11 protein-coding genes are annotated in these 14,852 nt (G+C 58.9%); 1 reads left to right on the top strand and 10 read right to left on the bottom strand.

Translation table 11 applies throughout. The features are described from left to right. Nucleotides 1-53 precede the first annotated feature (53 nt). From lpdA to sdhC, 7 genes are all read right to left on the bottom strand, one after another. Complete coding sequence (gene lpdA, locus ABVN20_RS00385) at nucleotides 54-1,490, bottom strand: dihydrolipoyl dehydrogenase (RefSeq protein WP_368553158.1); 1,437 nt, start codon at nucleotides 1,488-1,490, stop codon at nucleotides 54-56. A gap of 97 nt (nucleotides 1,491-1,587) precedes the next feature. Continuing rightward, nucleotides 1,588-2,811, bottom strand: coding sequence for a 2-oxoglutarate dehydrogenase complex dihydrolipoyllysine-residue succinyltransferase (gene odhB, locus ABVN20_RS00380; protein WP_368553157.1), 1,224 nt, complete (start codon nucleotides 2,809-2,811; stop codon nucleotides 1,588-1,590). Nucleotides 2,812-2,853: 42 nt separating this feature from the next. Then, nucleotides 2,854-5,685, bottom strand: a complete 2,832-nt coding sequence (locus ABVN20_RS00375; protein ID WP_368553155.1) for a 2-oxoglutarate dehydrogenase E1 component — start codon at nucleotides 5,683-5,685, stop codon at nucleotides 2,854-2,856. Nucleotides 5,686-5,947: 262 nt separating this feature from the next. Then, a complete protein-coding gene (locus ABVN20_RS00370) occupies nucleotides 5,948-6,652 on the bottom strand; it encodes a succinate dehydrogenase iron-sulfur subunit (RefSeq protein WP_192302072.1) in 705 nt (234 codons plus the stop codon). A gap of 11 nt (nucleotides 6,653-6,663) precedes the next feature. After that, nucleotides 6,664-8,436: a succinate dehydrogenase flavoprotein subunit gene (gene sdhA / locus ABVN20_RS00365; protein ID WP_368553153.1), complete on the bottom strand. Its 1,773-nt coding sequence runs from the start codon at nucleotides 8,434-8,436 to the stop codon at nucleotides 6,664-6,666. Between the two features lie 3 nt (nucleotides 8,437-8,439). Beyond that, complete coding sequence (gene sdhD / locus ABVN20_RS00360) at nucleotides 8,440-8,808, bottom strand: succinate dehydrogenase, hydrophobic membrane anchor protein (protein WP_368553152.1); 369 nt, start codon at nucleotides 8,806-8,808, stop codon at nucleotides 8,440-8,442. Continuing rightward, nucleotides 8,802-9,176 (bottom strand): succinate dehydrogenase, cytochrome b556 subunit, encoded by a 375-nt coding sequence (gene sdhC, locus ABVN20_RS00355; protein ID WP_042955706.1) that lies wholly within the window; start codon nucleotides 9,174-9,176, stop codon nucleotides 8,802-8,804. The genes sdhD and sdhC overlap by 7 nt, the downstream gene beginning before the upstream one ends. A gap of 363 nt (nucleotides 9,177-9,539) precedes the next feature. Between sdhC and gltA the strand changes: the two genes are divergently transcribed. Next, on the top strand, nucleotides 9,540-10,829 hold the full coding sequence (gltA, locus tag ABVN20_RS00350) for a citrate synthase (RefSeq protein WP_201118699.1): 1,290 nt from the start codon (nucleotides 9,540-9,542) through the stop codon (nucleotides 10,827-10,829). An 838-nt stretch (nucleotides 10,830-11,667) separates the two neighbouring features. On the opposite strand, the gene ABVN20_RS00345 is transcribed toward gltA, so the two are convergent. The 3 genes from ABVN20_RS00345 to ABVN20_RS00335 form a co-directional block, all read right to left on the bottom strand. Continuing rightward, on the bottom strand, nucleotides 11,668-13,326 hold the full coding sequence (locus tag ABVN20_RS00345; RefSeq protein WP_368553149.1) for a cation acetate symporter: 1,659 nt from the start codon (nucleotides 13,324-13,326) through the stop codon (nucleotides 11,668-11,670). Further along, complete coding sequence (locus ABVN20_RS00340) at nucleotides 13,323-13,634, bottom strand: DUF485 domain-containing protein (RefSeq protein ID WP_236481302.1); 312 nt, start codon at nucleotides 13,632-13,634, stop codon at nucleotides 13,323-13,325. Before ABVN20_RS00340 ends, ABVN20_RS00345 begins: the two co-directional genes overlap by 4 nt. 250 nt (nucleotides 13,635-13,884) lie before the next feature. Then, nucleotides 13,885-14,736: a glycine betaine ABC transporter substrate-binding protein gene (locus ABVN20_RS00335; RefSeq protein WP_368553147.1), complete on the bottom strand. Its 852-nt coding sequence runs from the start codon at nucleotides 14,734-14,736 to the stop codon at nucleotides 13,885-13,887. Nucleotides 14,737-14,852: the final 116 nt, after the last annotated feature.

Genomic DNA, 14,852 nt, shown 5'->3' with positions numbered 1-14,852 from the left:
AGTCTTGCACGCAAGGCTCACGACGGGCCAAACCGCCGTGGTTTCTTATTGTCTTAACGCTTCTTGCGGTTGGCGATGTGGATGGCGCCGCCATTCACAGCCAAAGCTGCTTCGTGCAAGGCTTCGGACAGGGTCGGATGGGAGAAAACCATCATGCCCAGGTCTTCAGCGCTGGTGCCGAATTCCATCGCGATCGCGCCTTGCTGAACCAGTTCTGCAGCGCTCGGGCCAATCACGTGGACGCCCAATACACGGTCAGTCTTGGCATCGGCGATGACCTTGACGAAACCACCGGTATCGTTGGCGGCCATGGCACGGCCGGATGCTGCGAACGGGAAGCTGCCGACGTTAACTTCTACGCCTTCAGCTTTCAAGGCCTGTTCGGTTTTACCGACCCACGCGATTTCCGGGTGAGTATAAATAACCGAAGGGATCAGGTCATAGTTCATCTGGGCTTTGTGGCCCTTGATGCGCTCGACGACCATGATGCCCTCTTCCGACGCCTTGTGCGCCAGCATCATGCCGCGAACCACGTCACCGATGGCGTAGACGCCCGGTACGCTGGTGGCGCAGTGGTCGTCAACGAACACGAAACCACGCTCGTCGATGGTCACGCCGCTGTCGGCAGCCAGCAGATCAGTGGTCACTGGACGGCGACCAACGGCTACGATCAGCTTGTCGAAAGTGATGGTCTGTTCGCCGTTGGCATCGGTGTAGTTAACCACGACTTCGTCGCCGTTGACTTTCGAACCGGTCACGCGAGCGCCCAGTTTGATGTCCAGGCCCTGTTTGGTCAGGGTTTTCAGCGCTTCCTTGGAAACGGCGGTGTCAGCAGCCATCAGGAAGGTGTCCAGGGCTTCCAGGACAGTCACTTCTGCACCCAGACGCGACCATACCGAACCCAGTTCCAGGCCGATCACGCCGGCGCCGATCACGCCCAGACGCTTAGGCACGGTCTGGAATTCCAGGGCGCCAGTGGAGTCAACGATGACTTTCTGGTCGACTGGAGCAGGCGGGATGTCGATCGGACGCGAGCCGGAGGCCAGGATCACGTTCTCGGCATCGATGACTTCAACCGAACCGTCAGGCTTGGTGACTTCGACTTTCTTGCCGGCCAGCAGCTTGCCGTGGCCCTGGATCGAAGTAACGCCGTTGGCCTTGAACAGGGTGGCAACACCGCCGGTCAGGTTCTTGACGATGCCAGCCTTGCGGCCAACCATCGCAGCGACGTCCATTTTGACTTCGCCAGTGGAGATGCCGTGGACGTTGAAGCTTTCTTTCGCTTCCTTGTACTTCCACGAGCTGTCCAGCAGCGCCTTGGATGGAATGCAGCCGACGTTCAGGCAGGTGCCGCCCAGGGCCAGTTTGCCCTCGCCATCGGTGTATTTCTCGATGCAAGCAACGGAAAAGCCCAATTGTGCGGCCTTGATGGCGGCCACGTAGCCGCCAGGGCCCGCGCCGATCACTACTACGTCAAATTTCTGCGACATTCAAAAAATCCTCTTTAGCGAAAAGCTTCAAGCCGCAAGCTGCAAGCCAGGCCGCCCTCTCAGGCGGCTTGAAGCTTGCAGCTCATGGCTGCTTCTATCAGATATCCAGCAACAGACGAGCCGGATCTTCCAGCAGGTTCTTGATGGTCACCAGGAAGGTTACAGCTTCTTTGCCATCGATCAGACGGTGATCGTAGGACAGTGCCAGGTACATCATCGGACGGATAACGACCTGGCCGTTGATTGCCATAGGACGCTGGATGATGTTGTGCATGCCCAGAATAGCAGCCTGCGGCGGGTTGACGATCGGGGTCGACATCATCGAACCGAAGGTACCGCCGTTGGTAATGGTGAAGGTGCCACCGGTCATTTCGTCCATCGACAGCTTGCCGTCGCGGGCTTTCTTGCCGAAAGTCGCGATGCCGCCTTCGATTTCAGCCAGGCTCATCAGCTCGGCGTTACGCAGGACCGGCACCACCAGACCACGGTCGCTGGACACGGCAACACCGATGTCGGCGTAGCCGTGGTAAACGATGTCGCCACCGTCGATCGACGCGTTGACAGCCGGGAAGCGTTTCAGCGCTTCGGTGGCCGCTTTCACGAAGAACGACATGAAGCCCAGGCGTACGCCGTTGTGGGACTTCTCGAACAGGTCCTTGTACTTCGAACGCAGGGCCATGACTTCGGTCATGTCGACTTCGTTGAAAGTGGTCAGCATGGCCATGTTCGATTGTGCTTCTACCAGGCGCTTGGCCACGGTTGCACGAACGCGGGTCATCGGTACGCGCTTCTCGATGCGGTCGCCAGCAGCGAACACAGGAGCGGCAGCGGCCGGTGCGGCAGCCTTGGCAGGTGCTGCGGCTGGAGCAGCTTTCTTGGCGGCTACGGCTGCAACCACGTCTTCCTTGGTCACGCGACCGCCTTTGCCGGTGCCGGCAACGGAAGCGATGTTGATGCCGTTTTCTTCAGCCAGCTTGCGAGCGGCCGGGGCGGCGACTGGATCGTCTTCGCCTTCGGCAGCAGGAGCAGCAGCCTGGGCAGCGGCCGGAGCAGCAGCGGCAGCCGGAGCGGCGGCAGCAGCGCCACCTTCAACGATCGAGCCCAGCACTTCGTCGGACAGAACGGTGTCGCCTTCGTTCTTGACGATTGCGCCCAGCACGCCGTCAGCAGTGGCCAGCACTTCCAGTACGACTTTGTCGGTTTCGATGTCGACGATCAGCTCGTCGCGCTTGACCGCGTCGCCCGGTTGTTTGTGCCAGGTGGCAACGGTGCCATCGGCAACCGATTCCGGGAAAGTGGGGGCTTTGATCTCGATAGCCATTGTCTGTGGTTCCTTAAATTCGGTTTCAGGTGCGCGAAGGCGTTAAACAGTAAAGGCGTCTTGCAGCAGTTTTTCCTGCTGCTCGGCGTGCATCAATGCGTAACCACATGCAGGTGCAGCAGAAGCCTCACGGCCCGCGTACTCCAGTACGAGAGACTTGTTGAGGTTCGCAATGCTGCGACGCAGGTGGTGTTGGCTGCAGTACCAGGCACCCTGGTTCATCGGCTCTTCCTGGCACCAGACGGCATGTTTGGCGTTGGTGTAAGGAGCCAGGACTTCCTTCAGGTCGTCCTCAGGGAATGGGTACAGCTGCTCGATACGCACGATGGCAATATCGTCACGGCCTTCGGCACGGCGTTTTTCCAGCAGGTCGTAGTAGACCTTGCCGCTACACAGAACAACGCGCTCGACCTTGGTCGGGTCCAGGGCATCGATTTCCGGGATAACGGTCTGGAACGAACCTTCGGCCAGGTCTTCCAGGGTCGAGATGGCCAGCTTGTGACGCAGCAGCGACTTCGGAGTCAACACGATCAACGGCTTGCGCAGCGGACGGATCACCTGACGACGCAGCAAGTGGTAGATCTGAGCCGGGGTAGTCGGTACAGCCACCTGAATGTTGTGCTCGGCACACAATTGCAGGTAACGCTCCAGACGCGCCGAAGAGTGCTCCGGCCCCTGACCTTCATAACCGTGCGGCAGCAGCATGGTCAGACCGCACAGACGGCCCCACTTGTGCTCGCCACTGGTGATGAACTGGTCGATAACCACCTGGGCACCGTTGGCGAAATCGCCGAACTGGGCTTCCCAGATCACCAGCGCATCCGGCGTGGTGGTCGAGTAACCGTATTCGAATGCCAGTACCGCTTCTTCCGACAGGTACGAGTCGTACATCTCGAAACGCGGCTGACCGTCGTACAGGTTCTTCAGCGGTACGTAGGTGCTGGCATCTTTCTGGTTGTGCAGAACAGCGTGACGGTGCGAGAACGTACCGCGGCCGATATCCTGACCGGTCATGCGAATCGGGTGACCTTCGAACAGCAGGGTCGCGTACGCCATGGTCTCGGCGAAGCCCCAGTTGATCGGCAGGCCACCGGCTTGCATCTTCTGACGGTCTTCGTAGATCTTGGCAACCTGACGCTGCACGACGAGGCCTTCCGGAGTTTCCAGCAGCTTGGCGGACAGCTCCTGCAAGGTCTTCAGATCGAAGCGAGTGTCGTGACGCGCGGTCCAGGCGTGGCCCAGATACGGACGCCAGTCCACGAACAGCTCTTTGTTCGGCTCTTTGACCAGGCTTTTTACTACATGCAGACCGTTGTCCAGCGCATTGCGGTATTCGTCGACTTTCGCCTGAACACGCTCTGCATCCAGCACGCCAGCCTGAGTCAGGCTGTCGGCATACAGCTCACGGGTGGTGCGCTGCTTGGTGATCTGCTGGTACATCAGAGGCTGGGTGCCGCTTGGTTCGTCGGCTTCGTTGTGGCCACGACGACGGTAGCAGACCAGGTCGATCACCACGTCACGCTTGAACTGCATGCGATAGTCGATGGCCAGCTGGGTCACGAACAGAACGGCTTCCGGATCATCACCATTCACATGGAGGATCGGCGCCTGGATCATTTTCGCAACGTCGGTCGCGTACTCGGTGGAGCGCGAGTCCAGCGGGTTGCTGATGGTGAAACCAACCTGGTTGTTGATCACGATGTGCACGGTACCGCCGGTCTTGAAACCGCGGGTCTGCGACATCTGGAAGGTTTCCATGACCACGCCCTGACCGGCGAATGCCGCGTCACCGTGGATGGAGATCGGCAGAACCTTCTCACCGGTTGCATCGTTGCGGCGATCCTGACGGGCGCGAACCGAACCCTCGACCACTGGCGAAACGATTTCCAGGTGGGACGGGTTGAACGCCATCGCCAGGTGAACTTCACCGCCGGTGGTCATCACGTTGGACGAGAAGCCCTGGTGATACTTAACGTCACCGGAACCCAGCTCGACCTTCTTCTTGCCTTCGAACTCGTCGAACAGCTCGCGCGGGTTCTTGCCGAAGGTGTTGACCAGTACGTTCAGACGGCCACGGTGGGCCATGCCGATGACGATTTCCTTGGTGCCGTAGGAACCGGAACGCTGGATCAGCTCGTCGAGCATTGGAATCAGGCTCTCGCCGCCTTCCAGGCCGAAACGCTTGGTGCCCGGGTATTTGGTGCCCAGGTATTTTTCCAGGCCTTCACCGGCGGTTACGCGCTCGAGCAAGTGGCTCTTGATGTCCGCGGAATACGCAGGACGGCCACGCACGCTTTCCAGACGCTGCTGGAACCACTGGCGCTGCTCGGAATCGGTGATGTGCGTAAATTCAGCGCCGATGGTGCGGCAATATGTCTGCTGCAACGCTTCGTGAATTTCGCGTAGGCTCGCCTCCTCTTTGCCGATGAACAGGTCGCCGGCACGGAAGGTCGTATCAAGATCGGCATTGGTCAAGCCGTAGTGATTGATCGACAGGTCTGCTGGTGCAGGACGCTGCCACAGCCCAAGCGGGTCAAGCTTGGCTGCCTGATGGCCACGCATACGGTAGGCCTGGATCAATCGCAGCACTTCAACTTGCTTCTTCTCGTGCTCACTGCTCACGCTCCCGGCGGAAACCGGTTGGGCGCGGCGCTGGTTCTTTGCCAGCAAGACGAAATGATCGCGAATTGTCGAGTGCGAAACATCGGTGGCAGAGTTGCCTTCGGTCGGCAACTTCTGAAAGTAGGTGCGCCACTCTTCTGGCACAGCGTTAGGGTCGTGCAGGTAGAGCTCATAAAGCTCTTCCACATAGGCAGCGTTACCTCCGGAAAGGTAGGCGCTGTTCCACATGCGCTGCATCACGCTTTCTTGCATGCTTGGTCACCCTCGGTTAGGGGAACACCACCGGCGTCGACACCGAGCAAACTTGCAGAAGTCCGAATGCAGCGACCAAAACAAGCCACCTAGGATCACGCTGATAGTCCGGGTACCAGCCCGGATGCCCCTGCTTGTCTCATTTCTTCAAAATAAGAGCCGCAGCTTCATCAGCTGCTGCTCAGGTTAAAACTACGGCGCCGGTTGAAGCCTGCGCCGTAGCATCTACGGGTACAGCGGTACTACATTTACAGCAGCTGAATCACACGCCGCTCTGCAGCAGCATGTTACGTACGTGACCGATGGCCTTAGTCGGGTTCAGGCCTTTCGGACAGACGTTGACGCAGTTCATGATCCCGCGGCAGCGGAATACGCTGAACGGGTCATCCAGCGAAGCCAGACGCTCGGCAGTCTTGGTGTCGCGGCTGTCTGCCAGGAAGCGGTACGCTTGCAGCAGGGCAGCTGGGCCCAGGAACTTGTCCGGGTTCCACCAGAAGGACGGGCAAGAGGTCGAGCAGCAGGCGCACAGGATGCACTCGTACAGACCGTCGAGCTTTTCACGCTCTTCCGGGGACTGCAGACGCTCGATGGCCGGGGCCGGCGTGTCGTTCTGCAGGTATGGCTTCACCTTCTCGTATTGCTTGTAGAAGATGCTCATATCGACGACCAGGTCACGGATCACCGGCAAACCTGGCAGAGGACGAACGATCAACTTGTTACCTTTTACAACAGCGGACAGCGGCGTGATGCACGCCAGGCCATTCTTGCCGTTGATGTTCATGCCGTCGGAGCCGCAAACGCCTTCACGGCAGGAACGACGGTAGGAGAAACCCTCGTCCTGCTCTTTGATCAGCGCGAGCACGTCCAGCACCATCAGGTCCTTACCACCGGTATCGACCTGGAATTCCTGCATGAACGGCGCAGCGTCCTGATCAGGGTTGTAACGATAAACACTGACTTGCAACATGGCGGTCACCCTTAATAAGTCCGGACTTTAGGTTCGAAAGTCGGAACAGTCTTCGGCGAGAAGTTCACGGCACGCTTGGCAACGCGTTTCTCACCCGGGAAGTACAGGGTGTGGCACAGCCAGTTTTCGTCGTCACGATCTTCGAAGTCTTCACGGGCGTGAGCACCGCGGGACTCTTTACGTACTTCGGCAGCGATGGCAGTAGCTTCAGCCACTTCCAGCAGGTTTTGCAGTTCCAGAGCCTCGATACGAGCCGTGTTGAACGCTTGCGACTTGTCGTTGATCTTGACGTTGGCAATACGTGCGCGCAGTTCGGCCAGCTGGGCAATACCCTTCTGCATGTATTCGCCGGTACGGAATACACCGAAGTAGTTCTGCATGCAGCTTTGCAGCTCGCGACGCAGGGTAGCCACGTCTTCGCCATCGGTACGCTCGTTCAGGGCGGACAGACGGGCCAGGGCGGCGTTGATGTTGGCTTCGGTGGCGTCGTCGTATTCGATACCGTCGGTCAGCGCCTTTTCCAGGTGCAGGCCGGCAGCACGGCCGAAGACCACCAGGTCGAGCAGCGAGTTGCCGCCCAGGCGGTTGGCACCGTGAACCGATACGCAAGCCACTTCGCCTACGGCGAACAGGCCTGGGATGATGGTGTCCACGCCTTCGGCGTTCTGGGTGATCGCCTGGCCATGAATGTTGGTGGCAACGCCGCCCATCATGTAGTGGCAGGTTGGAACGACCGGAACCGGAGCAACGACCGGGTCAACGTGAGCAAACGTTTTCGACAGTTCGCAAATGCCCGGCAGACGGCTGTGCAGCACTTCCTCGCCCAGGTGGTCGAGTTTGAGCATTACGTGGTCGCCGTTAGGACCGCAACCGTTACCCGCGATGATTTCCTTAACCATCGAGCGAGCAACCACGTCACGACCTGCCAGGTCTTTGGCGTTCGGAGCATAACGCTCCATGAAACGCTCGCCGTGTTTGTTGATCAGGTAACCACCTTCACCACGGCAACCTTCGGTTACCAGTACACCGGCGCCGGCGATGCCGGTCGGGTGGAACTGCCACATTTCGATGTCTTGTACCGGTACGCCTGCACGCAGGGCCATGCCGACACCGTCACCGGTGTTGATCAGGGCGTTGGTGGTCGAAGCGTAGATACGGCCAGCACCGCCGGTCGCCAGCACGGTGGCTTTCGAACGGATGTAGGTGGTTTCGCCGGTTTCGATGCAGATGGCGATAACGCCGACGAAATCGCCAGCATCGTTTTTCACCAGGTCAACAGCGTAGTACTCGTTCAGGAACGTGGTACCGGCTTTCAGGTTGCCTTGGTAAAGGGTATGCAGCAGGGCGTGACCGGTACGGTCGGATGCCGCGCAGGTACGTGCAGCCTGGCCGCCTTTGCCGTAGTCCTTGGACTGGCCACCGAATGGACGCTGGTAGATGCGGCCTTGTTCGGTACGGGAGAATGGCAGACCCATGTGGTCCAGCTCGAAAACGGCAGCCGGGCCTTCCTGACACATGTATTCGATAGCGTCCTGGTCACCGATGTAGTCGGAACCCTTGACGGTATCGTACATGTGCCAGCGCCAGTCATCGTTCGGATCCGCAGAGGCGATGGCGCAGGTGATGCCGCCTTGAGCCGATACGGTGTGCGAACGGGTCGGGAACACCTTGGTGATCACGGCAGTCTTGTGACCGCCCTGTGCCAGCTGCAGCGCTGCGCGCATGCCGGCGCCGCCACCACCAATGATGATGGCGTCGAAAGAAATCGTTGGAATGTTAGCCATGACTCAGATACCCCAGAGAATCTGCACACCCCAGACGAAGTAAGCGAACATCGCGACGCCGCATACTGCCTGGAAAAGGAAACGAATTGCAGTCGCGGACTTGCCGAACGCCATTGGCGTCAGGTAGTCGGTCGCGATGGTCCACATGCCGACCCAGGCGTGAGCGCCGAGGGCAACAAGGGCCAGGAGACTGAAAATTCGCATCCAGTTGCTGGCGAACAGTTCATGCCATTGGGCGTAGCTGATGCCAGGGTGGGCAACGACGTAGCCGATCAGGAAAATGAAATAAGCCGCGAGAACGACCGCCGACACGCGTTGCGCCATCCAGTCATAGAGGCCCGAACGCGAGAGGTTCGTGACGTTAGTTACCATATCCAAACTCCTGCCAGAACGATTACCACCACGGAAACGGCGATAACGATTTTCGAGCCCAGCTTGCCGCCTTCCAGCGTCTCACCGATGCCCATGTCCATGATCAAATGGCGCACACCGGCTACCAGGTGATACAGCAGAGCGGACAGGATGCCCCAAATCACTAGCTTGGCCAGCGGACTGGTCAGACACGCTTTCACCTCGCCGAAGCCTTCCTCGGAGCTCAGCGACTTGTCCAATGCGTAAAGCATGATGGCAAGGCACACGAAGAGGATGACACCGGAAATACGGTGAAGAATGGACGTGTAAGCAGTGACAGGGAGTTTGATGGTCCTTAGGTCTAGGTTTACAGGTCGTTGGCTTTTCACGGCTTTTTTTTCACACTGAAGAGCCCCTAACAATCAGGGCAAAGTTGTTGGGGAGTGCACTGGTCAGGTAACCACCACCCAGGGAGGCGACCCCCAATAACGCAAGCCCAAAAGCCCTTGGCGGTCGGCTGCCGAGTATAGACAGTTAGGCTACTAATGACAACGCGTTCACCTTCCCCTAATAGCGGATTGCGCAAGTTGGATAAAAGGCGTAAATGGCAGGCAATTTCGAGAAAAAAGTAGGGTTAAAGCCTTCTGGAGCAAGACTTTAGGCAAATTGACATTCGAATTTATCTCACTATAGTGGTGCGGGCCCTGCGTGGGGGGTCTGTCTGATGATTTCAAGCATAAATAGGAGGCCACATGGCTGACAAAAAAGCGCAGTTGATCATCGAGGGCGCAGCCCCCGTCGAGCTGCCCATTTTAACCGGCACCGTTGGTCCCGATGTTATCGACGTACGGGGCCTGACGGCCACGGGCCGTTTCACCTTTGACCCTGGTTTCATGTCGACCGCCTCCTGCGAGTCGAAGATCACCTACATCGACGGCGACAACGGCATCCTGCTGCATCGCGGCTACCCGATCGAGCAACTGGCCGAGAAGTCGGACTACCTGGAAACCTGCTACCTGCTGCTCAACGGCGAACTGCCGACCGCAGAACAGAAGGCCCAGTTCGTCAGCACCGTCAAGAACCACACCATGGTTCACGAACAGTTGAAGACCTTCTTCAACGGTTTCCGTCGCGACGCCCACCCGATGGCTGTCATGTGCGGCGTAGTCGGCGCCCTCTCCGCCTTCTACCACGACTCCCTGGACATCAATAACCCGCAGCATCGCGAAATCTCCGCGATCCGCCTGGTTGCCAAGATGCCAACCCTGGCAGCGATGGTTTACAAGTACTCCATGGGCCAACCCATGATGTACCCGCGCAACGACCTGTCGTACGCGGAAAACTTCCTGCACATGATGTTCAACACCCCGTGCGAGATCAAACCGATCAGCCCGGTACTCGCCAAGGCCATGGACCGGATCTTCATCCTCCACGCCGACCACGAGCAGAACGCCTCGACGTCGACCGTACGTCTGGCCGGTTCGTCGGGTGCCAACCCGTTCGCCTGTATCGCCGCCGGTATCGCCGCACTGTGGGGCCCTGCCCACGGCGGTGCGAACGAAGCCGTACTGACCATGCTCGATGAAATCGGCGATGTCTCGAACATCGACAAGTTCATCGCCAAGGCCAAGGACAAGAACGATCCGTTCAAGTTGATGGGCTTCGGTCACCGCGTCTACAAGAACCGCGACCCGCGCGCTACCGTCATGAAGCAGACCTGTGACGAAGTGCTGAAGGAACTGGGCATCAAGAACGATCCGCAACTCGAACTGGCCATGCGCCTGGAAGAGATCGCCCTGACCGACCCGTACTTCATCGAACGCTCGCTGTACCCGAACGTCGACTTCTACTCGGGGATCATCCTCAAGGCGATCGGCATTCCAACCAGCATGTTCACTGTGATCTTCGCGCTGGCACGTACTGTCGGCTGGATCTCGCACTGGAAGGAAATGCTCTCCAGCCCGTACAAGATCGGCCGCCCGCGCCAGTTGTACACCGGCTACGAGTCGCGTGATATCACCAAGCTGGAAGACCGCAAGTAAGATCTGTCTTGCTCTAGCGTGTTGAGCTGTACCGGAAACGGCCTCTATCTATATAGAGGCCGTTTTTGTTTGTGGCAGGTCGTGCCCCTCCCCCCTCCCCTGTGGGAGCGGGCCTGCCCGCGATGGCGGCCTTCCGGTGTACATATCCATTTCTGCGGGTGCGGCCGCTTAAGGTTCCGCCCCTACGGCGGGTGACTTTGGGGCCCTGTAGGAGCGAGCTTGCTCGCGATGGCGGCCTTACAGGTGTACATATCCATTTCTGCGGTAACGGCCCGCTTTCGGTTCCGCCCTTACGGCGGGTGACTTTGGGGCCCTGTAGGAGCGAGCTTGCTCGCGATGGCGGCCTTACAGGCGTACATGTCCGTTTCTGCGGTAACGGCCGCTTTTGGTTCCGCCTTTACGGCGGGTGACTTTGGAGCGCCAAAGTCACCAAAACGCCCGGCCCCTGACGTACGGCCCTTCGCTGGCGCTCCGGGTTCCCTCGCTCCGGTCCTGCTCCGTGGGCGCGCCGCCATCGGCCATCCTTGGCCGAGGGCGGCTAACCCGGCATCCATGCCGGGTTGCCCACTGCTCAGAACCTCCACTCGGCCTGCCGACGGGGCAATCTGTGGCGCCTATAAAATCGCGCGCTTTACCCTGTAGGAGCGAGCTTGCTCGCGATGGTGGTTCAGGCAACGCTGGGTGTCAGATAGTCAGCGTCATCGTTAACGACCATCGCGAGCAAGCTCGCTCCTACAGTGGGGTGGGGAAGTCGGGGACTGGCGGGCAAAAAAATACCCCGGTCTCTCGACCGGGGTAATTTTTTCAAGCGTGGTTATCTATATAAAAGCATCACGCCTTAGTGCGAAACCGCTCCACTTGCGCCCAGACCGGTCTGCGAGCGTACGAATTGCGGGAAGAACAGCGCCCGCTCTTTGTCGGCTGCGGTCGACTTGTCGGTGATCGAGAAGAACCAAATACCGACGAACGCAATGATCATCGAGAACAGCGCTGGGTACTCGTACGGGAAGATGGCCTTCTCGTGGTGCAGGATCTGCACCCAGATGGTCGGGCCGAGGATCATCAGGCCAACGGCACTGAGCAGGCCCAGCCAGCCGCCGATCATCGCACCGCGGGTGGTCAGCTTTTTCCAGTACATGGAGAGCAGCAGTACCGGGAAGTTGCAGCTCGCGGCGATGGAGAACGCCAGGCCCACCATGAACGCGATGTTCTGGCTTTCGAACAGGATGCCCAGGCCGATCGCCAGCACCGCCAGGGTGATGGTGGTGATTTTCGAAACGCGGATCTCGTCCTTCTCGTTGGCCTTGCCTTTCTTGATCACGCTGGCATACAGGTCGTGGGACACCGCCGAAGCACCGGCCAGGGTCAGACCGGCAACCACTGCCAGGATGGTCGCGAACGCTACTGCCGAGATGAAGCCCAGGAAGATACTGCCGCCCACTGCGTCTGCCAGGTGCACCGCCGCCATGTTGTTACCGCCCAACAGCGCGCCAGCCGCATCCTTGAACGCCGGGTTGGTGCTGACCAGCAGGATCGCGCCAAAACCGATGATGAAGGTCAGGATGTAGAAGTAGCCGATGAAACCGGTTGCGTACAGCACGCTCTTGCGCGCTTCCTTGGCGTCGCTCACGGTGAAGAAGCGCATCAGGATGTGCGGCAGGCCAGCGGTACCGAACATCAGTGCCAGGCCCAGGGAGAACGCGGAGATAGGATCTTTCACCAGGCCGCCCGGGCTCATGATCGCTTCACCTTTAGGGTGAACCTTGACCGCCTCGGAGAATAGCATGCTGAAGTCGAAGTTAACGTGCTTCATCACCATCAGTGCCATGAAGGAAGCACCGGACAGCAGCAGCACAGCCTTGATGATCTGTACCCAGGTGGTTGCCAGCATGCCGCCGAACAGCACATAGGCGCACATCAGGATACCGACCAGGATCACGGCCACATGGTAGTCGAGACCGAACAGCAGCTGGATCAGCTTGCCGGCACCCACCATTTGCGCGATCAGGTAAAACGCTACCACCACCAGCGAACCGCAGGCAGACAGCGAACGGATCTGGGTTTGCCCGAGGCGGTAGGACGCCACGTCGGCAAAGGTGTATTTACCCAGGTTACGCAGACGCTCGGCGATCAGGAACAGAATGATCGGCCAGCCCACCAGGAAGCCGATCGAATAGATCAGGCCATCGTAGCCGGAGGTGAACACCAGCGCGGAAATCCCCAGGAAGGACGCCGCGGACATGTAGTCACCGGCAATTGCCAGACCGTTCTGGAAACCGGTGATCTTGCCGCCTGCCGCGTAGTAGTCGGCAGCCGATTTGTTACGCTTGGAGGCCCAGTAGGTGATGCACAGGGTCGCGCCGACAAACGCGACGAACATCACGATGGCGGACACGTTGAGGGGTTGTTTCTGCACGGCACCGGTCAGGGCGTCAGCCGCCCAGGCTGCCGGTGCAAAGGCTGCAATACTCAGAAGAGCCAGTAGACGCCGGATCATTGCTGAGCCTCCTTGAGAATCGCATTGTTCAGGTCGTCGAACTCGCCGTTGGCGCGTCGCACGTAGATCCCGGTCAGGATGAAGGCCGAAACGATCAGGCCGACACCAATCGGAATACCCCAGGTAATGGACGACTCAGGGCTGATTTTTGCCCCCAGCACCTGCGGCCCGTAAGCGATCAGAAGGATGAATGCGGAGTAAAGCCCAAGCATGATCGCCGAAAGAATCCAGGCGAACCTTTCTCGCTTGCTAACCAGCTCCTTGAAACGGGGGCTGTTTTGAATCGAGAGGTAAATGCTGTCGTTCATTGTTTTTATCCTCGCAGCACAGATTATTGTTGTAACGGTATCCACTTTATTCGGCTGCGAGCCGGGTTCCAGACGACCTTAGTCTTAGAGCTACGTGACAGAATCGCCAATTTCAAGCATTGGCAAATAAAAGTGGGAGCGAGCCTGCTCGCGATGGCGGCCTGACAGTCACCCGTTCGGTGTCTGCAATGCCATCATCGCGAGCAGGCTCGCTCCCACAGGGGACAGTGCGCCTGATTAAATCAACCGCTTACTTGGTCCACTCCGCCACGCGATCCGGGTGTTTGGCGACCCAGTCCTTCGCGGCAGCGTCCGGCTTGGCGCCTTCCTGGATGGCCAGCATGACTTCGCCGATTTCGTCTTTCGAAGCCCACTGGAAGTTCTTCAGGAACTTGGCCACTTCCGGTGCCTTGGCATCCAGTTCCTTGCTGCCGATGCTGTTCACGGTTTCAGCCGCGCCATACACGCCTTTCGGGTCTTCGAGGAAGCGCAGTTTCCACTTGGCGAACATCCAGTGCGGCACCCAACCGGTCACGGCAATGGATTCGTTCTTCTTCTCGGCGCGAGTCAGCTCGGCAATCATGCCGGCGCCGGAACTGGCCTTGAGTTGATAGCCGGTCAGGTCGTAGTCCTTGATCGCCTGTTCGGTCTTGAGCATCACGCCGGAACCGGCGTCGATGCCGACGATGCGTTTCTTGAAGCTGTCATCGGTCTTCAGGTCTTCCAGCGACTTGGCCTTGACGTACTCCGGCACGATCAGGCCGATTTTCGCGTCCTTGAAGTTCGGACCGTAGTCGACGACCTGATCCTTGTTCTTCGCCCAGTAATCACCATGGGTCACCGGCAGCCAGGCCGACAGCATGGCGTCCAGTTTGCCGGTGGCCACGCCCTGCCACATGATCCCGGTGGCGACGGCTTGCAGCTTCACGTCATAACCGAGTTTCTGCTTGATCACTTCTGCTGCCACGTGAGTCGTCGCGACGCTGTCGGACCAGCCGTCAACGTAACCGATGCTCAGGGTCTGTTTTTCTGCGTTGGCGAATGTCGAGCCCATCGCAAGTACCAGAGCGGCACCTGCGCCTAAAAGTCGTCGCATCTTCATCGTTACTTCCCCGAAAGTGCTGCGCTCGACGGGTGCCGAGCCGCGTCAACGTATTGTTATGGTGCGCGGCGCCCCCATCACGCCTCACCGCAAACTCGTTCGAACATCAGCGGAGT

It is taken from the genome of Pseudomonas sp. MYb118, assembly GCF_040947875.1.
In the GTDB taxonomy this organism is placed as follows: Bacteria; Pseudomonadota; Gammaproteobacteria; order Pseudomonadales; family Pseudomonadaceae; genus Aquipseudomonas.
The sequence above is the reverse complement of the archived record's forward strand: the minus strand, read 5'-3'. Positions and strand labels throughout refer to the sequence as shown.